Consider the following 23251-nt stretch of genomic DNA (forward strand, 5'->3'; position numbering starts at 1 on the left):
AGGGTCACACTCCCCGAGGTACCGTTCGATACCGACCTTGACCTGCTGGTATTTACGAGTAAGTACCCGCGCGGTACCGTGATGGCATGCCAGCTCTGAATGTGGAGTTCAGCGACCGCGAGCTAGAGGACCTGCGGCAGATCGCCAAGGAGCGCGGAACGTCGATGAAAGCTCTTGTGCGTGAGGCCGCCGCGGCCGACATCGCCCGGCACCGGGCGCTCCAGGAAGGCGCGGAGGCCTTCCGCCGGTTCTTCTCGGCGCACGCGGACGAATTCGCGGCCGCCTTCCCCGACGACGAACCGTCCGCCAAGAGCGAGGGGCGGGTCGTCTGACCGATGGTGGCTCCCGTGGTCCACATCGACGTGCCCTGGCTGCTCCAGCGACACGAAGAGGTCCTGCCCGACCAGCCCACGATCAACGACTTCTCCGCCCTGGTCGCCGCCGTGGCCCGCCACCGCGTCGACCCGCCCCGCCTCGGCGACGACTCCGACCCGGCCTGGCGCGCCGCTGCCCTGCTGCACACCCTCGCCCTGCTCAAGCCCCTGCCATCGGCCAACGCCCGTTTCGCCTGCGCCACGGCCGTGGCCTACATGTTCGTCAGCGGCGTCGGCATCGACCCGCCCTACGGCGCCCTCGTCGACCTGGCCCGCGACCTGATCTCCGGCAAGACCGACGTCTACGGGGCGGCGGAGCGGCTGCGCTCCTGGCAGATCTGAGGCCCGCAGGGCGCGTCGCGGGACCTGCGGGCCGCTCGGAAATTGCCGCCCGCCCCCGGGGCCGCCGACCGAGGGCGGGAGGAACGGGGTCGGCGGCCGTTTCGCGCGGGAGAGCCGCCGTCCCGCGCGGGGCCTTCCGAGAAGGGCCGCTTCCAGTGGACCGCGCCATGGGGTGCGCGGGGAGCGTGCGCGGCGCTCCGGCGCGTGCGTGTGTTTCACACGGGGCGCATGGAATGCCAAAAACGGTGTGAGCGACGAGAGTTGGCGCCGAATCTGACTTTCCTTCAATGCGGGCCATGTTGCCCGAGTGGCTTGTTGGCCGTGAGTGACTTGTGCAAGGGTGAACCACCCGTGCGGGGGTAATGGCCGGGTTCTGATTCACCCGTTGACGACCCGGGCCGGATTCGCCGTTGGTGAATTCCGGCTCCCCGTATGTCTCATGCGCGTGGGAAGGAAACCGCTTCAGTGTCCACCCCCCACCCCCCTCGTCCTCCTTACCCGCCGTCCGGCGGGGACCCGGGAGAATCCGACGAGAGTCTCGCCGCACGCCTGAGAGGGCGGCCGGAAGGCGAGGCAGCACATTCCGTCGCGCTGTTGATGGCGCGGCACTGGCGGCAGAGCCACACATACGCGGTCATCTGCCTCGCCTCGTCGGCGAACGTCGCCTCCATGGTCACGGCCACCGCCTTTCACCGGGTCCTCGACCAACTGGCGCACGGAGAGCCGGCCGTCGCACTGCGCCCGAAGCTTCTCGTGACCGTCCGGGACACGGTCCGGGAGTGGTCCGCACAGGACCGAATATCCGGAGTTCTGCCGGACCTGCAGAAACCGGCCGGCGGCCGTGGCATGCGCACGGCAAAAACGCTGACGCCCGAAAATCGCAAGCTCGCCGAGCGTGCATTCCACGGCCTTCCCCCGGTCGCCCAGTGTCTGCTGTGGCACACCGAGGTCGAGGCCGAGCACATATCCGTCCCGGCCGGTCTGCTCGGGATGGATGCCGACACCGCGACGGCCGCACTCGAACAGTCGCGGGAAAAATTCCGTGAGGGCTGTGTTCGCGCCCACCGGGAACTCGCTCCGACCAAGGATTGCCGCTTCTACAACCGCCTCCTCGACGTCCCGATTCGCCGGGGCGGAGCTCTCCTGCCGGATGTCCAGCAGCATCTGGCGGAATGCCCCTACTGCCGTTACGCGGCCGAACAGCTGAGTCATTTCGAGGGCGGGTTGGGCGTACTGCTCGCCGAGGCGGTCCTCGGCTGGGGCGCGCGCCGCTATCTGGACTCGCGGCCCGGACGTACCCAGGACGTGGCGCGCGTGAAGGGCTCCGGCACGTCCCGGCACGGCGCCGGGCGCCGTCGCCTGCTGTCCCGCATCCCCACGCCCGGCCGTCGCGGCCCACAGGGGCCGAAGTCCTCGCGGGCGCTGCTCACCGGCGTGGGCCTCGCCTCGGCGGGACTGCTCGCCTCCGTCCTCACCGCCGGTCTGTGGTCCGACGGCGGCGACGCCGACCCGGCCGCCTCCACCAGCGCCGGCGGCACCCGTGGCGCGGAGCCCGGCACCGACGCCGAGAGCACGCCCGGCACGGCCCAGCTCCCCACCGCACCGCAGCAGACCAGGCTGCGCAACGTCGCCGCCGACCTGTGCCTCGACATCCGCGGCACGGCCGAGGCGGGCGCCGGGACCGAGCTGGCGGTGTGCTCGTCGGCGTGGACCCAGCAGTGGACGTACGAGGAGGACGGGCTGCTGCGCAGCGTGGCCGAACCGCAGCTGTGCCTGGACTCGCACGTGGACGCCGGCGTCGTCGTCCTCGGCAAGTGCGCGGACGAGGACGACAAGCGGGCCGACGACGTGCGCTACGACCTCACCGTGCAGGGGGAGTTGCTGCCCCGCTGGGACGAGGGGCTCGCCCTCACCTCCACCAACAAGGACCCCGACGCCGACATCGTCGTCAAGGTCCGCGACGGCTCCGACGAACAGCACTGGCGCACCGACTCGGTGACGACGGCCAGCCCCGGCTCACTGTCGGTCGCCGGAACCGAATCCCCTTCCGCGCACGCCGTGGAGCTGTCGGACCGGGATGTCATCAGCGGGTAGCAACCGCGAGCGGGTTCTTCCGGGCGGTCACACGGTCTCCTCCATCAGGTCGGCGCGGCCGATCGTGGCGGGGGTGGCGTGGCCGGACAGGGCGAGGGTCAGGTCGAACTCGGCGAGCAGACAGCGGATCACGTGCTCGACGCCGGCCTGGCCGTCGAGGCCCAGCCCATAGGCGTACGGCCGTCCGACGAGCACCGCCCGCGCGCCGAGCGCGAGCGCCTTGAAGACGTCGTCGCCGGTGCGGATGCCACTGTCGAACAGGACGGTCAGCCGGTCGCCGACCGCATCCACCACCCGGGGCAGCGCGTCGGCCGCCGCCACCGCACCGGCGACCTGGCGTCCGCCGTGGTTGGACACCACCACGCCGTCCATCCCGGCGTCGGCGGCGAGGCGGGCGTCGTCCGGGTGCAGGATGCCCTTGAGGACGATCGGCCCGTCCCAGTTCTCCCGCAGGAACGCCAGGTCCGGCCACGTCTTGCCCGGATCCGCGAACATGCCCACGAATTGCATCACGGCGGCGTCGGTGTCCTCGTGGACCGGCTTGGCCAGGCCCGCCTGGAACGCCGGGTCGGAGAAGTAGTTGGCGGTGCCGACGCCATGCAGGAACGGCAGATACGCCTGGTCGAGATCGCGCGGACGCCACGCCAACAGCGGGGTGTCCAGGGTGACGAGCAGCGCGGTGAACCCGGACGCCTTCGCCCGGTTCAGGAAACTCCGCGTCACCTCGCGGTCCTTGGCCCAGTACAGCTGGAACCAGCGCTCGGCGTCCCCCATCGCCTCCGCGACCTGCTCCATGGGCGTGCTGGACGCCGACGACAGGACGAAGGGCACGCCCTGCGCGGCGGCGGCCCGGGCGGCGGCCGACTCGGCGTCCGGATGCATGATCGACAGCACGCCGACGGGCGCCAGCGCCAGCGGGGCGGGCAGGGAGCGGCCCAGCACCTCGACCGACAGATCGCGCTCGTGGACGTCCCGCAGCATGCGCGGCACGATCCGGCGCCGCTCAAGGGCCGCCCGGTTGGCGCGGGCGGTGCTGCCGTCGCCCGCGCTGCCCGCCACATACCCGACCGGACCCGGCCCCAGCCGCTGCTCGGTCAGTTGCTCCAGCCGGGTCAGATCGGTGGGCAGGCGGGGTACGGCACCCGTCATCCCGTTGAGATAGATCTCGTACTGGAAGTCCGCCCAGTGCTTCGCCATCCGTACGGCCGCCTCTCGTCGTCGAGTCGCGTTGCACCCTGACGATACTGACGAGTAAGCGCAGGTCCACCCACCAGGGGGCGGTTCTCAGGTGCCCGCGGCCGACTCGTCCAGGATCCGGGCCAGTTCGCGCGGCTGGGAGAACATCGGCCAGTGACCGGTGTCCATCTCGACCAGCTCCCAGCGCTCGCTCTTGAGGAGGTCGGCCACGACCGGCATTGGTTCGTCGCCGTCGAGCAGGCACTTGATGTAGGTGGCGGGAAGCTTACCGAGTGGGCGGGCCAGTACGGCCGGCTCGGTGAGCGTGGCGCCGGGGTGCGGGGAGCCGCTCACGATCCGGCCGATCTGCTCGTCCGTCAGCCCTTGGCCGGCGTAGTCGTCGGCGGCCAGGGGCGGCCAGAAGCCGTTGTTGTCGGCGATGGCCTGCTTCACGTCGTCGCTCGGCCAGCCCGACAGGAACGTCTCCCCGTCCACCGGAACGTTCGAGTCGACGAACACCACACGCCTCAGCCGGTCCCCGATCCGCTCGGCCGCCTGCCCCACCGGGACGCCGGCGTAACTGTGCCCGACCAGGACGACGTCCCGCAGATCGAGCCGCTCGACCTCGTCGACGATGTCCTGGACGTGCGTCTGCTGCCCGGCCGCCGCGCCCTGCTGCTCGGCGAGCCCGGACAGCGTCAGCGGATGCACGCCATGCCCAGTCGCCCGCAAGCCTTCCGCCACCTCGTCCCAGGCCCACGCACCGAGCCAGGCCCCCGCCACCAACACGAATTGAGTCATGGTCGCAACGTAGCGGAGGGGTCTGACAATCGGGTCCGGGCCCGGTCAGGCGACCAGGGCGGGCGTCAGCTGCCCTCGGCCGCCAACACCGGTTCCACGCCGTCCGGTTCGGCGCCCGGGCCGGTGATCGGCGGCACCGGGACGTCGACGGTGCGGGCCAGCCGCGCGCCCTCCGGGCCGTAGACCGCCCGGGGTTCGGGGAACAGCCGCAGCAGTGCGAGGAACAGTACGGCGGACACGGCGAGCGACAGGGGGAGGCTGATGTCGACGCCGTTGGCCAGGTTGCCCAGGGGGCCGACGAACTGGCCCGGGATGTTGGTGAACAGGACGCCGATCAGCGCCGATACCCACCAGGCGGTCATGCCGCGCCAGTTCCAGCCGTGCGCGAACCAGTAACGGCCGCCGCGCTGACGGCGGTTGAAGACCTGGAGCGCGTCGGGGTCGTACCAGCCGCGCCGGGTGTAGAAGCCCAGGATCATCACGACCATCCACGGCGTGGTGCAGGTGATGATCATCGTGGCGAACGTGGAGATCGACTGGACGAGGTTCAGGCCGAACCGGCCGACGAAGATGAACGTGATCGACAGCGCGCCGACCAGGAGCGTGGCCTGCACCCGGGACAGCCGCGGGAACACCGACGAGAAATCGAGGCCGGTCCCGTACAGCGAGGTCGTGCCCGTCGACATGCCGCCGATCAGCGCCAGCAGACACACCGGCAGGAAGAACCAGCCCGGCGAGATCGCCAGCAGCCCGCCCACGAAGTCGGGGGCCGCGGGATCGACGTACTTCGGCGCCTGCTGGGCGATGATGCTGGCCGTCCCCAGCCCGAAGACGAACGGCAGCAGCGTCGCGATCTGCGACAGGAACGCGGCGCCGATCACCTTGCGGCGCGGGGTGTCGGCCGGGATGTAGCGCGACCAGTCGCCGAGGAACGCGCCGAACGACACCGGGTTGGACAGCACGATCAGCGCCGCGCCGATGAACGACGGCCAGAACAGGGCCTGCGTCGCCGCGTCCGCCGAGTCCGTGAAGACACCGGCGTACGACGGGTCGAAGTCGCCGGCGAAGGCGATCGCGCCGAGCAGGAACAGCAGGGTCGCCGAGACCACCGCGATCTTGTTGACGAACAGCATGAACCGGAAGCCGTACACGCACACGGCGAGGACCAGTCCCGCGAACAGCGCGTACGCGACGACGTACGACAGGTCGCTGCGCTCCAGGCCGAACAGCCGGTGCGCGCCGCCGACCAGGGCGTCGCCGGAGCTCCACACCGAGATGGAGAAGAACGCGACGGCCGTCAGGAGCGAGAGGAACGAGCCGACCACGCGGCCGTGCACACCGAGGTGCGCGGACGAGGCGACAGCGTTGTTGGTGCCGTTGACCGGCCCGAACACCGCCATCGGGCACAGAATCAGCGCGCCCACCACGACTCCCAGGAGCGTGGCCGCCAGGCCCTGCCAGAAGGAGAGGCCGAACAGGATCGGGAAGGCGCCCAGGACGCAGGTGGAGAAGGTGTTGGCGCCGCCGAAGGCGACCCGGAACAGGTCGAGCGGGGTGGCGGTGCGGTCCGCGTCAGGGATGCGCTCGACACCGTACGTCTCGACCTCGGTCAGGGACGGGGGCGGTGTGGCGGGAGAGGCGGGCGACGGGTCGGGCAGCGAGGACAAGGGGGCTCCAGCGAGGGACGGCGGTGGAGCGCGTGGTGGCGCGGCGGCAGGGACGGCCCGTCAGTGCCGCGGGGGTGTGCGGGGTGAGCGGATGCCGTCCTCAGTGGGTTCGCCGACGTTAAGGCGCCGGGCAAGATCCGCACCAGAGGACGGTTCATCCATCTTTTCCGTGGTGGGTGGACGAAAGCTCCACTCCCGGGTCATTCCTTGTCGCCAGAGGTGTCGGCCGCGGTGTCGGATGGCGTGTCCGTCGGTTCCGCGTCCGGCCCCTGGGCCCGCACTCGCTGGACGTGTTCCAGGGATTCGCGCAGTTCGGCGAGCCAGTCGTCGGTGTGGCGCTGGACCAGGCGGACGCACCAGGCCAGGGCATCGCTGCGGCTGCGGGCGACGCCCCCGGCGATGAGGGTGTCCAGGACCTGGCGCTCGGGCTGGCGCAGCCGGGTCATGACGGGCGCGGCCACGTGCGTGAACAGCGCGCGCTCTCCGTCGCACTCCACGCCCCAGGAGACCTTCCTGCGGAACCGGTGCTCGGCGTCGCGGGCCACCGCCATCCGCGCTTCCCGGGTGCGCTCCCGGAACTCCTGGATCCTGCTCTGTACGGCGGCTTCCCGCTCGGCGGCCGGGGCGTCCTCCGTGAGCCTCGGTGCGGGGATGCGGCCGATCACGGTGATCTCCTCGCGGTCGACCGTCACCTCGGCCAGTTCCTCGAAGAGGTCGTCGGGCAGGCGGCCGGCGAACCAGCCGCGAAGCTTGTCGATCTGCTCTGTCGTAATCATGTAATGACGATTACTCCGTCGGAGCGCGAACGCAAGGGGCTGCGGGGGAGTGCGCCGAGGGCTGAACCGGAATGTTTCAGGACTATTAACGAACCCGGGGAAACCGGCCACTCGACCGCTTCCGGCGATCAAGAACCGCCTGATTGCTGGGTCGGTGTGTTCGAATTCCGTGACTTCGCGCCACTGATTCAATACGCAAGGTTACTGAAACGCATGGGGTCGAGGTGAGTTTCGGCGGCGGACTCGGCAGAGTGGCGCTCGCTGCTCCGGCACCGACCGAGCCGGGTGCGGCACACCCTCGTTTCGAGCGGAAGGATGCACACAATGCGGAACACCGCGCGCTGGGCAGCGACCCTCGGCCTCACGGCCACCGCCGTCTGCGGACCCCTGACCGGGTCCGCGTTCGCCGCCCCGACCGCCACCCCCGCCTCGCTCTACGCCCCCTCGGCCCTGGTGCTCACCCTGGGCCACGGCGACAGCGCGGCCTACGTCACGCCGGAGCGGGCGGTCACCCTGACCTGTGCCCCGACCTCCTCCGGCACCCATCCGGCCGCCGCGTCCGCCTGTGCCGAACTGCGCGGCACCGACGGGGACTTCGACGCCCTGGAGGACAGAGCCGGCGTTCTGTGCACCAAGGAGTACGACCCGGTGGTCGTCACGGTGGAGGGCGTCTGGCGGGGCAAGCGCGTCTCCTATGAGCGCACGTTCGCCAACGAGTGCGTGAAGAGCTCCTACGGGACGAGCGTCTTCACGTTCTGAGGGACCGGGATCCCGCGGTCCCCGTGAAGACGTGAAGAGGCCCGCAGTCGGGGAGTGCCTGGCCTCTCTCGCGGGGCCGCGCGATCTCGCCCCAGGGGTCGGCCGGGCGGAGTGGGGCCGCCCGCCGACCCCTGGGATCACCCCCGGTGGTGATCCTGGTTCGCCGGCATCCCGGGGAGCGGCGGAAAGCGGTCCAGCAGTCCCGACGCGCGCAACAGCCGGTGCACGCGCGCCCCGTCGGAGACGATGCGCAGCCGGCCGCCGCGCTCCCGGGCCCGCGAGTCGGCCCGGCACAGCACGCGCAGGCCCGAACAGTCGAAGAAGTCGACGTGCCGCAGATCGACGAGCACGTCGGGCCGCGGCCCCCGGGCGGCGGCGTCGAGGTGCTCCGCGAGGAATCCCGTGGTCGCCATGTCGATCTCGCCCGCGACCTCGACCACGGTGAAAGTGCCCCTCGTGTAGGTGTGGGCGTAGGGATTCGCCGCCGGAGCCCCGAATCCGAAGAACCCGGAACCCGCACCGGTGTCCGCGTCCGGGGGCGGTTCGGGGGGATGGTCTTCGGCTTCCGGTGTCATGGTCGCTCCACCACAGCAGGGGCGCATTCGATCTCGGTAGTTACCCCGGCGCGGCCGGGAGCATCCCTGATATGCCGCCCGCAAGATCTGGTTCACTCAACCCAGTGAAGTTCGCCGCGAGGTATTGACTTTCCCTCAATTCCTTGCCCTTTCCCTGTTCAAGGTCGGGGCGGCCCCGTAGAGTCGCTGTGCCGCCCCAGCCCCCGGCAGCGTCGCTGACCGCGTTCATGGAACGGTCGAGACAGGGAGTTGATCGTGCTCACGCCGGTACGCCCGCCGTCGGACGGGCCGCCGCTGCTGACCGAATCCGGGCTCATGGAACCCGCGTTGGAGATGGAGTTCACCGCCCACTTCCCGCGCACCGGTGGGGAAGCGGCCGCCTCGGCCGCTACCGACGCGGTCACCTGTGCCATCGAGGCCCCGCTCTGGTTCGTCGCTCCGGTGCGCGACGCCGGCCGCTCCGTGAGCAACTGTCTGCTCGCCCGCACCAGCGCCGAGACCTGCCGCATCGTCCTGACCGCGAACCGCACCGGCATCACCCTGGCCGCCACCGACGACGTACGAGTCGCCCTGGACCGCGACCGCAACGCCGGCCACCTCCCGCTGCTCACCGTCATCGACGGCCTCAGCGTCCACCACGGCCCCGACGGGCACATGTGGGTCGTATGGCAAGGCGCGTGGCAGCCCAAGGAGTCGGGCGCCGACGAGGAGTCCTAGTCACCCTCGCCCTGCCAGGGCGTCAGCCTCGGCCACCACCCCGGCACCGCTCGCCGATAGCGCTCATACTCGGTGCCGAACCGGTCCGCCAAGTCCGGCTCCTCGTACCAGGTCGCGAACGCCCACATCAGCAACCCGGCCAGCACGCCGTACACGAACAGGACCGGCCGGGCGAGCAACAGGCTCTGGCCCACGATCGCCGCGTCCACCGCCACGTACATCGGATTGCGCACGTGGCGATACAGCCCGCCCACCACCAGGTGTTCGGTGGGCGCAACCGGCGCGGGAGTGCCCAAGCCCTCGATCACGAACCGGGCGAAGGCCGACAGCAGGACGGCTGCCCCGGCGACCAGCGGGACCAGTCCGAGCAGTCGCACCGGCAGCCACCAGTCCCCGGCCCGCCATCCCGTCAGCCACCACGGCAGCAGTACGGCCACGGTGCCGGGGGCGAGCGCCAGAAAGAGCGTGCTGCCGAGTGCCGCCGCCTCTTTGCGCATACGGCCACCATGGCAGCGAAGAGGGGCCACCGTCTCCCTGATGACGGCGGCCCCTCGGTCCGGAGTGGCTTACATGTGGACGACCGGTGCGGCCTCCGCGTCCTGCTGTGGGACCCCGCGGCGGTAGAGCAGGAAGGCGATCAGCGCGCCGGCGGCGAAGAAGCCCGCCGACCACCAGAACGCGGTCGTGTAGCTCTCGATCGTCGCCTGCGCCTGGACCAGCTTGTTGCTCGCGTCCTTGCCGGCCAGGTAGTCGGTCGCGGCGCTCGCGGCGAGGGTGTTCAGCAGCGCCGTACCGATCGAACCGCCCACCTGCTGCATGGCGTTGACGGTGGCGGAGGCGACGCCCGCGTCCTCGGCGGCCACTCCGCCGGTGGCCATCTGCATGGCCGGCGGCATGACCAGGCCGAGGCCCACGCCGATGACGATCAGCGGCGGCAGCACGGCGCTCATGTACGAGGAGTCGGTCCCGATGCCCGTCAGCCAGGCCATGCCGACCGTGGCGATGGCGAAGCCCAGCGGGATGACGGCCTTCGGGCCGAGCCGCGGCACCAGGACCGTGGTGCCGAGCTGTGCCATCACCATCAGCGCGCCGACCATGGGCAGGAACGCCACACCGGTCTTCGTCGGGCTGAAGCCCAGGTTCAGCTGGAGGTAGTAGGTGAGGAAGAGGAAGACACCGAACATGCCCGCGCCGGTGATCAGCACGGCGAGGAACGAGGCCCCGCGGTCCCGGTCGAGGAGGATGCGCAGCGGCAGCAGCGGGTGCGCGGCCCGGGTCTGCCACCAGGTGAAGGCCGCAAGGAGCACACCGCCCGCGATCAGGAAGCCCCAGGTCTGGGGGGAACTCCAGTCGTGGGTCTCCGCGTTGGAGAAGCCGTAGACCAGGGCGAACAGACCACCGGCGACCAGGATCGTGCCGGGCACGTCCAGCTTGGAGCCGGCGGCGTCGCGGTGGTTGCTCAGCAGCATCCAGCCGCCCACGAGGGCGACGACGGCGATGGCCACGTTGACGTACAGCGTCCAGCGCCAGTCGAGCGCGTCGGTCAGGATGCCGCCGAGCAGCAGACCCACCGCACCGCCGGCGCCGGCGATGGCGCCGTACACGCTGAACGCCTTGGCGCGCTCCCGTGCGTCGGTGAAGGTCGTGTTGAGGAGGGAGAGCGCGGCGGGCGCGAGGAGGGCACCGAAGACACCCTGAAGAGCACGGGCGACGACCAGCATCTCGAAGCTGGTCGCGGCGCCGCCGAGCGCGGAGGCGACGGCGAAGCCGATCACACCGGCGAGGAAAGCGGGCTTGCGGCCGAACAGGTCGGCGATACGGCCGCCGAGCAGAAGCAAGGAGGCGAAGGCCAGTGCGTACGCGGTGACGATCCACTGCCGGTTGCCGTCGGAGAATCCGAGGTCGGCCTGCGCGGACGGCAGGGCGATGTTCACGATCGTGGCGTCGAGGACGACCATCAGCTGCGCGAGGGCGACGACCGCGAGGATCCACCACCGCTTGGCGGAGGCCCCGGATGGAGCTTCCGCGGCGCCCTCTCGGGTGCCTTCGGTCAGAGTCTTCTGGGACATCGGAGAACCACTCCAGGGAAGCCGCTCGAAGGTCAAGGGAACATAAACGAAACTGTTTCGTACACATCGACACTAGACCACTTTCATCGAAACGGCAACGTTTCGCTAGGGAGTGGTGTGCGGCCGCGAGGGGCAGGGGTCGCACATTCCTTGACTGGCATATAACTGCGGAGGCATATTGGAGGCATGTCCGACGCCTCGCTCTGGACCGCCCTTGCCGATCCCCACCGGCGGACGATCGTCGCGCTGCTCCTGGAGCGGCCGCGGCCAGTCGGGGAGATCGTGGAGGCGTGCGGTCTGAGTCAGCCGAGCACGTCGAAGCATCTGCGGGTGCTCCGCGACGCCGGTCTGGTGCGGGTACGACAGGACGCGCAGCGCCGCGTCTACGCCCTCGACCCCGCACCGATCGCCGAACTCGACGCCTGGCTGGCGCCCTACCGCAAGCTCTGGAACGCCGGCCTGGACACCCTGGGACGCCGCCTCGACGAGACGGCGCCGGACGCCTCCGAGGAAACCGTCACGAAGGACTGATCCACCATGTCCGCAGACCTCACCGGTACCTATCTGACCCTGGAAGACGGCCGCCCGGCGGTCCGCTTCAGCCGCGTCTACGACCATCCCGCCGAGCGCGTATGGCAGTTCGTGACCGACGCCGACGAACTCGCCCACTGGTTCCCCTCCCGCGCCGAGATCGACCTGCGCCCCGGCGGGGAGATCAAGTTCAGCGGCGACCCGAACATGGAGAACTCGACGGGCCGGGTGCTCGCTGTCGACCCGCCCCGCCACCTCTCCTTCGAGTGGGGCGGCGACGAACTCCACTTCGACCTGGAGGCGCTCGACGGGCAGCGCACCCGCTTCACCCTGACCAACGTCCTGCTCGCCGAGAACACCGCCGCCCGCAACGGCGCTGGCTGGGAGGTGTGCCTCGCAGCCCTCGACGCACACGCGCGTGACGAGGACTCCGAAGGCCCGCACGCCGGGGGCCAGCAGCCCTGGAAGGAGTTCTACGACGGCTATGTGGCCGCCGGCATCCCGTCCGGCGCCCCTGTGCCGGGCCAGGACTGATCACGCCATCTGTCGCCGCACCAGCTCGTGCAGCCGCCCGCCCGTGTCCGCCAACAGCTGTGCGGGCGGGCCCTGCTGGGCGACCTTGCCGTCCTCCATGACGATGACCCGGTCGGCGTCCATCACCGTCGACAGGCGGTGCGCGATGACGATCCGGGTGGCGTTGAGCGCCTTGGTGCTCTCGATCACCGTGCGCTGCGTCTCGTTGTCGAGGGCGCTGGTCGCCTCGTCGAAGAAGAGGATGCGCGGCCGGCGGATCAGCGCCTGCGCGATCATCAGCCGCTGCCGCTGACCACCGGAGATCGCACCGCTGCCGGCGACGATCGTGTGCAGCCCCATCGGCATCCGCTGGATGTCCTCTGCCAGCCCCGCCATCTGGGCCGCCGCCATCGCCTCCTCCGGCGTGTAGGGCTCGGTGCCGCAGATGACGTCCAGGATGGACCCGGTGAACGGCTGCGCGTGCTGGAGCACGACACCGCACTGCCGGCGCACGGCCGACTGGTCGAGAGCGCCCAGGTCCTGGCCGTCGTACAGGACACTGCCCGAGACCGGTTTGTCGAAGCCGATCAGCAGCCTCAGCAGCGTCGACTTGCCGCAGCCGCTCGGGCCGACGATCGCCACGAACTCGCCCGGCCGCACGTCGAAGGACACGTCGTCGAGGACGAGGGGGCCGTCGTCGGAGTATCGGAAGGAGAGCCGACGCGCTTCGAGACCGCCGGACAGCACGCCGGGCCGGGTGCTCGCGGTGCGCACCTCCGGTGTCGCGTCGAACACCGGCCTGATCTCCTCGAACAGGGGCAGCGCCGATACGGCCGACACGAAGGAGCCGGTCAGTGAGGTGACGGCGGTCAGCAGCATCGTGACCGAGGTGCTGAACGTGAGGAACTCGGACGGCGACATCGAACCGCGCGCAGGGCCTGCCAGCAGCATGAACATCAGCAGGGTGCAGATCGGGAGATAGACGGCGCCCATGACCGCGGTGAGGTTCTTGATGCGGCCGACTCGCTGCTGCAGCTCGCGGCTGCGCGCGAACTCCGACGCCCAGGCCGCGTACGCGTAGTTCTCGGCGGCGGCCACCCGCAGCTTCGGCAGGCCGCGCAGGGTTTGGAAGGCCTGGTTGTTCAGCTTGTTGCTGAGCACGACCAGCCGGCGCTGCCAGCGCACCTGCCACAGCCCAAGGCCCAGGAACACGGCCGCGATCACCACGAGCATGCCGATCGCCGCCAGCGCCATCGGGACGCTGTACCAGAACAGCAGCGACAGGTTCATCACGCCGACGGTGAGCGACTGGGCGACAACGGGCCCGACGCCCGCCATCAGCCGGCGGATCGAGCTGATGCCCATCGCCGCGCTCGCCAGCTCACCCGTCGACCGCTCGGTGAAGAACTTCGTCGAAAGGCGCAACAGCCTGTCCCACACGGCCGGTTGGAGCGTCGCCTCGATACGGCCCTCAAGGCGGAGGATGGTCAGGTTCTCCAACAGCATGAAGGCCGCCGCCACCACGCTCGTCACCATCACGGCGAGACAGACCTGGACGATCAGCCCCGTCTGGGCCTTCGGCACGAACTCGCCGAGCACCTTGCCCGTCGCGATCGGCACCAGTGCGCCGATCGCCACCGTCACCAGACCGCTGAGCAGCAGGTTCGTCAGATCGCCGCCCGTGCCGCGCATGCTGAAGCGCAGGAGTTGGAACGGAGTGAGGCGGTGCTCGGGCAGCGGGCGGTAGAACATCACCGCGCGCGGCTCGAACTCCTCCGCGTTGGCCTTCTCGATCGGCGTCTCACGCCCGGTCGCCGGATGCACGGCCACATATCCGCCGCGCCGCCACAGCAGGGCGACCGGCGCGCCCGACAGGGCACGGTGACCGACCAGCGGTCCGATGTTGTCGCGCCACCAACGGCCGTCCAGACGTACGGCCCTTGCGCGGACGCGCGCGGCGAGGGCGACACGCTCGATCGGGTCGAGGCGGTCGCTCTCGATGCCGTTCTGCGCGGAGTCGGGCAGCGTGATCCCGGCGGCCTCGGTGACCAGCCTGCAGGCCGCGTAGCCGGCGTCCGCGTCGGCGGCCGTCGTGCGCTTGGCCGAGGACTTGCCGATGGATGCCAGCAGCGTCCGGTCGGCCTGCGCACGGACCGCCTCACCGGCCTTGATACCGGCGGCCGCCCGCGTCTCGTGGGTGCGCTCCAGCTGTTCGATCCAGCGGTCCAGCGTGGTCAGCAGCCGGTACTGCTGGTCGACCATGCTCTGCCAGACACCCGGGTCCATCAGCAGATCGGCGGCCGCCTCCGCCCCGTACATCGAGCCGTACTGCACACTGCCGGGCGGCACCTGCATCCAGAAGACGTCGTCGTCCGTGAGCGCGGCGGCCCGCTCGGTGGCCATCGGCGCCTGGAAGAGGATGGAGAGTCCGCGGCCGACGCCCAGGGCGAGGGCGTACTCCAGCGGACTCGTCGTCGGCGGCACGTACTGGGGGTTGCCGTACTCGTCGTAGGACCAGGTCTGCGTGCTGGCGTGTTCATACAGCTCGCGCAGCCCGATGCGGTGCACGACGCAGTTCCTCAACGGGCGGGCGACCAGGGTGTGTTGGGGCCCCGCGACCGGGCCGAGCAGCAGTGACCCCGCCTCAAGCCGGCCGAGGTGGTGCCAATGGCCCTGCTGTTCCGCGTCGACCGCGAACAGGTCCAGGGCGCCCGCCGCGACCAGCCACAGCACCTGCGGGCCTTCGAGGTCGAGGCGGTTGTATCCGGCGCAGTCGATCGGCGTGCCCAGGGCTCCCAGCGCGCCGAGAACCAGGTCGCCCTCGTCAACGGACGTCATCTCACCGCTCCTTGACCAGCGTCGCGTACGCACCGCCGGACGCCACCAGGGCGTCGTGCCGCCCGCGTTCCACGATCGTTCCGTGTTCGAGTACGACGATCTCGTCGCTGTCGCGCACCGTACTGAGCCGGTGTGCGATCACCACGCACGCGCAGCCACGCTTGCGCAGGTTGTCCATCACGACCAGTTCGGTCTCCGCGTCCAGCGCGCTGGTCACCTCGTCAAGGACCAGGATGCTGGGGCGGCGCACCAACGCCCGCGCGATCTCCAGGCGTTGGCGCTGCCCGCCGGAGAAATTACGGCCGTCCTGCTCGACCCGGCTGTGGATGCCGCCGGGCCGCCGCATGACGACGTCGTACAGGGCCGCGTCCCGCAGCGCCTCGACCACGGACTCGTCCGGGATCGACGGGTCCCACAGGGCCACGTTGTCGCGGACGCTGCCCTCGAAGAGGAAGACGTCCTGGTCGACGAAGGAGACGGAGGCCGCGAGCGCGCCGCGGGGTATGTCCTCCAGACGCTGCCCGTCGATGCGGATCACACCCTCCCAGGGGGCGTACAGGCCCGAAATCAGCCGCGAGACCGTGGACTTGCCGCTTCCCGAGCCGCCCACCAGGGCCACCTGCTGGCCCGGGCCGACGGTCAGGTCGAAGCCGGTGAGCAGCGGCTTGTCCAGCGGGCTGTAGCCGAAGGTGATGTTCTCCAGCTCGACGTGGCCCTGGAGGCGGCGCGTCGAGTCGCCGCCGCCGGGGCGGGCGTACAGCGGGTCCGTCTGGAAGTTCTCGACGTCCTTGAGGCGGGCCACGTCGGCCGCGAAGTCCTGGATGCGGCCGGCGACGCCGTTGAGGCGGGTGATCGGCGCGGTGAAGCGGGTGACCAACGACTGGAAGGCCACCAGGAGGCCGATCGAGATGCCGCCCTCCACGGCCCGCATGCCGCCGATCCACAGGATCAGCGCGCTGTTGAGCGTGGCGAGCGTCGGCGCGACCACGCCCAGCCAGGCGCTCGGCACCCCCAGCCGCTGCTGCTCCTCCAGCGTGGTGGCGTGCTGTCCGGCCCACTTGCGGAAGTAGCCGTCCTCACCGCCGGTCGCCTTCATCGTCTCGATCAACTGGAGCCCGGTGTAGGCGGTGTTGGTGAGCCGGGCGCTGTCCGCGCGCAGCTTCGCCGTACGGGTCGCGCGCAGCCGGATGACGACCCGCATGGCGACGATGTTCAGCAGTGCGACGCCGATGCCGACGTATGTGAGCTGGGGGTCGTAGGTGTAGAGGAGGATCGCGTAGAGGACGACGACCACCGCGTCCACGCCCGCCGCCGCGAGGTCGCGGGCCAGCGTCTCGGCGACGGCGTCGTTGGACTGGAGGCGCTGCACCAGGTCGGCCGGGCTGCGCTGGGAGAAGAACGTCACCGGCAGCCGCAGCAGATGGCGCAGGAAACGGGCGCTGGAGAGGGTGGAGGAGATGATGCGGCCGTGCAGCAGGTTGGCCTGCTGGAGCCAGGTCAGCGCCAGCGTGAGCAGCACACAGGTCCCCATCGACGCGAACAGCACGCCGAGCAGGGAGGTCTGGCCCCCGATGAGGAACATGTCGATGTAGGTCCGGCTCAGCGCGGGCATCGCCGCGCCGACCAGGACCAGCAGCAGGCTCGCCAGCACCGCGGCGGGCATCGTGCCCGCGGTGCCGCGCAGCCGGGCCGGCATCGCGCCCAGGATGCCCGGCTTGCGGCCGCCCTTCTTGAAGCCGTCGCCCGGTTCCATGACCAGGACGACACCCGTGAAGCTGGTGTCGAAGTCCTCCATGGGCACGAACCGGCGGCCCTTGCCGGGGTCGTTGATGTACACGCCGCGGCGGCCGAAGCGGCGCCCCATGCCGTCGTAGACGACGTAGTGGTTGAACTCCCAGAACAGGATGGCCGGCGACTTCACCTCGGCGAGGGCGGCCGTGTCCATCTGCATGCCCTTGGCCGTCAGACCGTAACTGCGGGCCGCCTTGAGGAGGTTGCTGGCGCGCGAGCCGTCCCGGGAGACACCGCAGGCGATGCGCAGCTCCTCCAGCGGGATGTGGCGGCCGTAGTGGCCGAGCACCATCGCGAGCGAGGCGGCACCGCACTCCACGGCCTCCATCTGGAGGACGGTGGGCGTACGGACGGTCTTGGCGCGGCCCTTGGGGATCACGCGCTTCGGCGGGGCGGCGCGGCGCCTGCTGCGGGTGTCCTGTGCGCGGCTCATGGCAGCAGCCAGTCGACGGGACGTTGATCGGACAGCCGGATCTGGGCCGTGGCCGTGGTCATGGAGGTCAGGGCGAACGGCGGGCCGTCCGTGGAGGACCACTTCAGACCGCTCTTCGTGCTCGCCCTCTTGTCCAGCCGGACGAGCACCGCGATCGGCCTGCCGTTCTTGGTGAACTGTTCGCCCAGCTGGCTGTCCCCGAGGAACGCCGAGATCGAGTTCGCGGACTGGGCGGTGCGGTCCACCGACTTCACATGGCCGCGCAGCACGCCGTACTCCTGGGTCGGCACCGACTGGACGGTCAGGTCGACCGAGGCGTTCGCGGGTATGGAGGCCGCGTTCTCGGCGGGGACGTAGACCGTCGCGTACAGCGGGTCGTCGGCGTGGGCGACCTTCTCCACGGCGGCGACGTTCGCGCCGGTCTGGATGATCTGGCCGATGGTCGCGGCGAGCGCGGTGATGCGGCCCGCGGCCACCGTGCGCACAACCGTGTCGCCCTCGGCCGTACGGACCTGGAGGACCGGCGAGTTGGCGGGGAGCCGTTCACCCTGCTCGGCGAGGATCTTGGTCACCTGGCCGCCGACGGGGCTCTGCAGGATGTAACTGCCTTCTCCGTGCGTGAGGATGGCCGACGCACTGACGGTCGAGGCCACGGAGCCGGTCACGGCCCACACGGAGGCGGCCGCCATGACGACCACCGTCACGGAGAGCACCAGCCAGCCCTGCGGACGCGCGAAGCGCACCGGAAGGTCGAGCTCTTCGGGCGACTGGAGCTTGGCGAGGGCCTGTTGGCGGAACTGCAAGGAACTTTCCCTCACCTGGTGGAGAGATTCAGGGCAACCGAGAATCCCGGAGCCGACAAGCGACTCCGGGACTCAGCGGTACAAGATCTGGTCAGAGACCGAAGATCAGAGACCGGCGACCAGGCTGGTGACCGGGGCAACGCTCAGGCCGGTGACGCCCTCGACGGTGCCGACGACCGTGCCGACGAGCTCGGAAACCGGGGCGATGCCGTCAACGATGCCGGTGACGGTGCCAACGGCGTTGAGGGACAGGCCGCCGGAGACGTTGTCGAGCTCGGCGTCCGAGATCTCAACGGTCTCAACACGGGGGGTGGAGTTCATGATGGAACTTCCCTTCGTATGGATATTTCACAAGGGGGGAGCGGCCCCCTCTGGGGACAGATGACGGCCGCGACCGCGAGTGCCGGGCACCCGTTTCCGGAAGCCCTTGGCGGCTTTCGCGGTGCACGGATCAAAGCACGCTGCCGCTCCGCCCTTCCAATCAACCACCCATCTCACCTGGGCACTTGAGCCCCAGCGGCCCCGATCCGTGCAGGGACGCGCACGTCTCGACGGCGAGTTCTTCACATGCCTCACGACTTCGTCTCGTTCGGGCTCTGGTCGTCGCGGCGGCGAATGCGACACTCCGGCCCCAAAGGCGTGTTCGAGGCGATGCGCTTGTGCAGAAGTTCCGTCTGCAGTGACTTGGTTGGGTATTCGATGTGCAGATTCCCTGAAGCCGGGATTCCGGCGGCGTTGATGAACAGACCGTCATCGACCGGGTGCGGAACGTGTCAGCCCAGCAGTGCGTACACCGTGCTCGCGCGGGCGGCGATCTCTCCGGAGCCCTCGTCGGTCATCGTGATGTCGGCGAACGCCATGCGGCGGCCGAGTTTGGTGACGACCGCTTCGATCAAGACATCCGAACCGGTCACCGCCCGCTGGAATGACGTCGACTGCTGCACGGTCGTCATCGGTCCGTAGGCGCCCCGGGCCGCCGAGACCGCGATCACGGTCGCCGTGTCGGCGGCGGCCATCAGGGCCTGTCCCGACAGTCCGCCACCCTCCCGGGACAGCCGCCCGGACCAGGGAAGTCGCAGGATCGCGCGCCGATCCTCCAGCGCCACGACCGACAGGCCCAGGTCGAGGACCCAGGGGGCGAAGTTGGCGGAGAGGATCTTGTCGGCTTCGGCGGTGGTCATCGTCATATGGGGGATTGTTCCCACCCCCCGCCCCAGGGACGCGGGTCATGGCCGATTCGCCGTCGCGCAAAGGAAGTTGGCAAACGGAATTGAACGCCCCGCGCGGCGCATGCGTACCAACAGCCATCCAGGCGCCCATCCAGAAAAGCTGCCGAACGGCGGCACAGACCCCGTCCCGCAGGAGGTCGAGAAGTTTGAGTCACAAGCGAATTCCGAAGCGCAAGGCCGCATTCGCGGTAGGCACCGTTGCGGCGCTCGGAGCGGCAGCGATTCTGCTGCCGAACGCCAACGCGTCCCAGGACAGCACGGCGGACAGCGCCACCCCCAAGACCCTTCAGGCGACGGACGCCTCGGATCTCGCCGAGCAGCTCGCGGATCTGCTCGGCGACGCCTTCGCCGGCTCGTACTACGACGCCGACAGTCAGCAACTCGTCGTGAACGTCATCTCCGGTGACAACAACAACATCATCGTCCAGGCGGAGAAGGCGGGCGCGGACGTCCGCGAGGTCGAGAACAGCACGGCCGAACTGGAGGCCGCCGCGGCGACCCTCAAGGCGGACGCGACCATCCCGGGCACCTCCTGGGCCGTCGACCCGCGGACCAACAAGATCCTGGTCACCGCGGACAGCACCGTCACCGGCGACAACTGGGACACGCTGGAGTCGACCGTCGACAGCCTCGGTTCGGGCATGGCGACCATCAAGAAGTCCGCCGGCACCTTCAAGACGTTCGTGTCGGGCGGCGACGCCATCTTCGGCGGCGGGGCACGCTGCTCCCTCGGGTTCAACGTCACCGCGGGCGACGGCGCCCCGGCCTTCCTCACCGCGGGCCACTGCGGGGTCGCGGCCGCGGCCTGGGCGGACACTCAGGACGGCGAGCCGATCGCCACCGTCGACCAGGCCACCTTCCCCGGTGACGGCGACTTCGCGCTCGTCAAGTACGACGACCCGGCGACCGTCGCTGCGAGCGAGGTCAACGTCGGTGACGGGCAGACCGTCCAGATCGCCCAGGCCGCCGAAGCCACGGTCGGCACCGAGGTCTTCCGGATGGGCAGCACCACCGGCCTGGCCAACGGCACGGTCCTCGGACTCGACGCCACCGTCAACTACCCGGAGGGCACCGTCACCGGGCTCATACAGACGGACGTCTGTGCCGAGCCCGGCGACAGCGGCGGCTCGCTGTTCACCCAGGACGGCAGCGCGATCGGCCTCACCTCGGGCGGCAGCGGCGACTGCACCGTCGGCGGCGAGACCTTCTTCCAGCCCGTGACCACCGCCCTGGAAGCGGTGGGCGCCACGCTCGGCGACGCCGGAGCGGGCGCGGGCGACGAAGCCGGCGCTGGTGACGAGGCGGGCGCCGGTGAGGAAGCAGGCGGCGACGCGGTCGGCGGCGAGGAGGCCGGTGCCGGTGAGGAAGCCGGCGCTGGTGAAGAGGTCGGAACCGGCGAAGAAGTGGGCGGCGAGGAAGCCGGCGTCGAGGACCAGACGGGCACGGAGCACGACTCCGGCCTGACCTCCACCAACTGATCCACCCCACCAAGAACCAGAGCCACTGATCCGGCCGCACCATGAAGCGGTTCCGGTCGGCAGTGGATCGGTCCGGCCCTCCGGCGGGAGGGCCGGACCGCCCTGTTTGCGAGCGGAAATCCCGGGTCAGCCGTCCGCTCGCGCCCGCAGCAGAAGCAGCGCGACATCGTCGATCCGCTCCTCCGCCGCCGCGTTGTGCCCTACGAGGCTGTCGGCCAGTTCGTCCAGCGGCTGGTCCCCGGTCTCGGCGAGCCGGCGGCCGAGGTCGGCGAGCGCGTCCTCGATGTCGACCCCGGGGGACTCCACGAGCCCGTCCGTGTAGAGGGCGAGGACACAGCCGGGGGCGAAGTCGAACTCCGTCGTCGGATACGTCGCGTCGGCGTCGATACCCAGCAGCGGGCCCCCGGCGAGGTCGAGCACCCGTACCCGCCCGTCCGGCCGTCGCAGCAGCGCAGGCGGATGCCCCGCACGGGCCATTACGGCCCGCCCGCGCGCGGGATCGAGCCGCAGATACAGACAGCTCGCGAACAGATCCGCCCCGAGGTCGATCAGCAGCCGGTTGGTGCTGCGCATGACCTCCTCCGGCGCCTGACCCACAGTCGTGTACGCACGGACGGCCGTGCGGATCTGCCCCATCAGCCCCGCCGCGGTCACGTTGTGCCCCTGCACGTCCCCGATCACCGCCGCCGCCAGCCCCCGCGTCGGCACGAGGTCGTAGAAGTCGCCGCCGATGTCCATGCCCTGAGTGGCCGGCAGATAGCGGGCGGCCGCCTCGATGCCCGGCAGCCGGGGCAGCGAAGGCGGCAGCAGGGCCGCCTGGAGGCCGTGCGCCAGCTGGTGCTTGGCGTCGTAGAGAAGGGCACGTTCCAGCGCCTGCGCGATCAGCCCGCCGAGACTGTTGAGGACGGCCCGCTCGTCCGCAGGGAAGGAGTGCGGCTCGGCGTACGCGAGCACACACGTGCCCACCGGCCGCCCGGACGCGATGAGCGGCAGATAGGCCCAGGCGGCGAAGCCGTCGGGGGTGGCGTGCCGGCTCGGATACAGGCGCTCCAACTGCCGCCGGTCGTCGAAGAACGCGGGCACACCGCTGCTGAGGGCGTGCGCACCCGGGGTCCGCTCGGTCAGCGGCAGTCCGTCGAACCGCTCCACGACGCGCGCATCCGGATAGCCGCGGTGCCCCAGCACATGCAGCCGCCCGCCCCGCGAACCGAGGAGGACCAGGGCCTGGCTGCCCACGGCCGGGGCGATCTCGTCCGCGACCAGCTGCACCACGTCCTGCACACCGACCGCCTCGGTGAGCGCCCCGGCCAGGCTCAGCACCTGCGAGATCGTCACCAGCCGGGACATGCCGTCGTCCGCCGGCGGTGCCGCGCGGCCCAACTGCGACACCGCCCGGGCCCGGCTGATGCGCACGCTGATCCCGGTGGTGCTGGGATACAGCCGGAACGACAGCCAGTCGCCCGGCGGGCGCAGCGCCACGAACGAGGTCACGTGCTGACTGAGCAGCGCCGCCCGGTAACGGTCCTCGTACACCGGGTCGTTGAGCCAGGACACCGACCTCCACAGCTGGGTGCCGAGCAGATCGCTCGCCGGGAGACCGAGCAGCTCGGCCGCCGCCGCGTTGGCGAAGGAGACCCGGCCGTGCAGATCGAGCGAGCACAGCCCGTACGGCAGCCTGGCCACCATCCGAGCCGCCTCGACCGTGCCCAGCGTGCCGGCCACGCCCCCCTCGGGCGGCCCGGCGAGCAGATCCGGCTCCGCGCGCAGCGGACGGCTCTCCCGGGCGGCCCGCTCCAGCCGCAGCGCGAGCCGGTCGCAGGCCGACGTCAGATGGTCCCGCTCCGCGTCGGACAGCTCCGTCGGGTGCGAGCCCGGCCAGGTCACGAACACCGCGCCGTACACCGTCGACGCGGTCGCCACCGGCAGCGCGGCCAGCGCGAAGGGATACGGCAGGACCACGGCGATCCGCGGATACCGGCGCGCCATGTCCTCCTCGCCGCCCACCCAGATCAACCGCCGCCCGCGTACCGCCTGGGCGACGGGGATCGGCGCGCTCAGCCCGACCCGCTCCCAGGGCGCCGCGAACGCGCGCGGCAGCCCCGCCATCACGGCCATCTCCAGCACGGGCTCGTCGGGCGCCAGCAGATACACCGCGCCGGAGTGCGCGCCGACCTCGTCCATCATCGCGGCCAGTGCCAGCGAGAGCAGCGGACGGCCGATCGGCGCCCCGGCTTCGGTCGGCGCCGGTCCGGACGTCTGCCCGTCGGACACGCCGACCACCTCCT

Annotated in this window: 21 protein-coding genes; 8 read left to right on the top strand and 13 right to left on the bottom strand. The window is 70.5% G+C overall.

Translation table 11 applies throughout. The annotated features are described in order from the left end of the window. Positions 1–86: 86 nt before the first annotated feature. The 3 genes from AC5DRG_RS47515 to AC5DRG_RS47525 all read left to right on the top strand — a co-directional run bounded on the left by AC5DRG_RS47515 (position 87) and on the right by AC5DRG_RS47525 (position 2810). Entirely contained in the window at positions 87–332 is a 246-nt protein-coding gene (locus AC5DRG_RS47515) for a hypothetical protein (protein ID WP_491806531.1), read from the top strand. 6 nt (positions 333–338) lie between these two features. Beyond that, on the top strand, positions 339–716 hold the full coding sequence (locus AC5DRG_RS47520) for a toxin Doc (RefSeq protein ID WP_491813353.1): 378 nt from the start codon (positions 339–341) through the stop codon (positions 714–716). A gap of 465 nt (positions 717–1181) precedes the next feature. Continuing rightward, positions 1182–2810: an RICIN domain-containing protein gene (locus AC5DRG_RS47525; protein ID WP_491806532.1), complete on the top strand. Its 1629-nt coding sequence runs from the start codon at positions 1182–1184 to the stop codon at positions 2808–2810. Positions 2811–2837: 27 nt separating this feature from the next. Here the strand turns inward: AC5DRG_RS47525 and AC5DRG_RS47530 are convergent, their stop codons facing one another. The 4 genes from AC5DRG_RS47530 to abmR form a co-directional block, all read right to left on the bottom strand. Further along, positions 2838–4007 (bottom strand): lactate 2-monooxygenase, encoded by a 1170-nt coding sequence (locus AC5DRG_RS47530; RefSeq protein WP_491806533.1) that lies wholly within the window; start codon positions 4005–4007, stop codon positions 2838–2840. A gap of 87 nt (positions 4008–4094) precedes the next feature. Beyond that, positions 4095–4787 carry an alpha/beta fold hydrolase gene (locus AC5DRG_RS47535; RefSeq protein ID WP_491806534.1) on the bottom strand — a complete coding sequence of 231 codons (693 nt, stop codon included), beginning with the start codon at positions 4785–4787 and terminating at the stop codon, positions 4095–4097. A gap of 65 nt (positions 4788–4852) precedes the next feature. Next, entirely contained in the window at positions 4853–6445 is a 1593-nt protein-coding gene (locus AC5DRG_RS47540; protein ID WP_491813354.1) for a purine-cytosine permease family protein, read from the bottom strand. A gap of 209 nt (positions 6446–6654) precedes the next feature. After that, positions 6655–7230 carry an ATP-binding transcription factor AbmR gene (abmR, locus tag AC5DRG_RS47545; protein WP_491806535.1) on the bottom strand — a complete coding sequence of 192 codons (576 nt, stop codon included), beginning with the start codon at positions 7228–7230 and terminating at the stop codon, positions 6655–6657. A gap of 324 nt (positions 7231–7554) precedes the next feature. On the opposite strand from abmR, the gene AC5DRG_RS47550 reads away from it, so the two are divergent. After that, positions 7555–7989, top strand: a complete 435-nt coding sequence (locus tag AC5DRG_RS47550) for a protease inhibitor (protein WP_491806536.1) — start codon at positions 7555–7557, stop codon at positions 7987–7989. A 137-nt stretch (positions 7990–8126) separates the two neighbouring features. Here AC5DRG_RS47550 and AC5DRG_RS47555 read toward each other — a convergent pair whose 3' ends face one another. Then, a complete protein-coding gene (locus AC5DRG_RS47555; protein WP_491806537.1) occupies positions 8127–8564 on the bottom strand; it encodes an STAS domain-containing protein in 438 nt (145 codons plus the stop codon). Positions 8565–8819: 255 nt separating this feature from the next. Here AC5DRG_RS47555 and AC5DRG_RS47560 point away from each other — a divergent pair, with 255 nt between their 5' ends. Further along, entirely contained in the window at positions 8820–9281 is a 462-nt protein-coding gene (locus AC5DRG_RS47560; protein WP_491806538.1) for a hypothetical protein, read from the top strand. Here AC5DRG_RS47560 and AC5DRG_RS47565 read toward each other — a convergent pair. Together AC5DRG_RS47565 and AC5DRG_RS47570 are read right to left on the bottom strand one after the other, a co-directional pair. Beyond that, a complete protein-coding gene (locus tag AC5DRG_RS47565; RefSeq protein WP_491806539.1) occupies positions 9278–9778 on the bottom strand; it encodes a methyltransferase family protein in 501 nt (166 codons plus the stop codon). The two genes, AC5DRG_RS47560 and AC5DRG_RS47565, sit on opposite strands and share 4 nt — an antisense overlap. A 69-nt stretch (positions 9779–9847) precedes the next feature. Next, a complete protein-coding gene (locus AC5DRG_RS47570) occupies positions 9848–11350 on the bottom strand; it encodes an MFS transporter (protein ID WP_491806540.1) in 1503 nt (500 codons plus the stop codon). 186 nt (positions 11351–11536) lie between these two features. Between AC5DRG_RS47570 and AC5DRG_RS47575 the strand changes: the two genes are divergently transcribed. Further along, positions 11537–11881, top strand: a complete 345-nt coding sequence (locus AC5DRG_RS47575; RefSeq protein ID WP_491806541.1) for an ArsR/SmtB family transcription factor — start codon at positions 11537–11539, stop codon at positions 11879–11881. A 6-nt stretch (positions 11882–11887) separates the two neighbouring features. After that, positions 11888–12415: an SRPBCC family protein gene (locus tag AC5DRG_RS47580; RefSeq protein WP_491806542.1), complete on the top strand. Its 528-nt coding sequence runs from the start codon at positions 11888–11890 to the stop codon at positions 12413–12415. Here the strand turns inward: AC5DRG_RS47580 and AC5DRG_RS47585 are convergent, their stop codons facing one another. From AC5DRG_RS47585 to AC5DRG_RS47605, 5 genes are all read right to left on the bottom strand, one after another. Beyond that, positions 12416–15232, bottom strand: coding sequence for an NHLP bacteriocin export ABC transporter permease/ATPase subunit (locus AC5DRG_RS47585; protein ID WP_491806543.1), 2817 nt, complete (start codon positions 15230–15232; stop codon positions 12416–12418). A 1-nt stretch (position 15233) separates the two neighbouring features. Next, complete coding sequence (locus AC5DRG_RS47590) at positions 15234–17456, bottom strand: NHLP family bacteriocin export ABC transporter peptidase/permease/ATPase subunit (protein ID WP_491806544.1); 2223 nt, start codon at positions 17454–17456, stop codon at positions 15234–15236. Continuing rightward, on the bottom strand, positions 17453–18259 hold the full coding sequence (locus tag AC5DRG_RS47595) for a hypothetical protein (RefSeq protein WP_491806545.1): 807 nt from the start codon (positions 18257–18259) through the stop codon (positions 17453–17455). The genes AC5DRG_RS47590 and AC5DRG_RS47595 overlap by 4 nt, the downstream gene beginning before the upstream one ends. A gap of 105 nt (positions 18260–18364) precedes the next feature. Next, entirely contained in the window at positions 18365–18580 is a 216-nt protein-coding gene (locus AC5DRG_RS47600) for a type A2 lantipeptide (RefSeq protein WP_491806546.1), read from the bottom strand. 452 nt (positions 18581–19032) lie between these two features. Beyond that, positions 19033–19446 (bottom strand): PaaI family thioesterase, encoded by a 414-nt coding sequence (locus AC5DRG_RS47605; protein ID WP_491806547.1) that lies wholly within the window; start codon positions 19444–19446, stop codon positions 19033–19035. 188 nt (positions 19447–19634) lie between these two features. Between AC5DRG_RS47605 and AC5DRG_RS47610 the strand changes: the two genes are divergently transcribed. After that, positions 19635–20966: a S1 family peptidase gene (locus AC5DRG_RS47610; protein WP_491806548.1), complete on the top strand. Its 1332-nt coding sequence runs from the start codon at positions 19635–19637 to the stop codon at positions 20964–20966. 126 nt (positions 20967–21092) lie between these two features. Here the strand turns inward: AC5DRG_RS47610 and AC5DRG_RS47615 are convergent, their stop codons facing one another. Next, positions 21093–23246, bottom strand: coding sequence for a SpoIIE family protein phosphatase (locus tag AC5DRG_RS47615; RefSeq protein WP_491813355.1), 2154 nt, complete (start codon positions 23244–23246; stop codon positions 21093–21095). Between the last annotated feature and the right edge of the window lie 5 nt (positions 23247–23251).

Source organism: Streptomyces sp. JLBG701 (genome assembly GCF_058544905.1).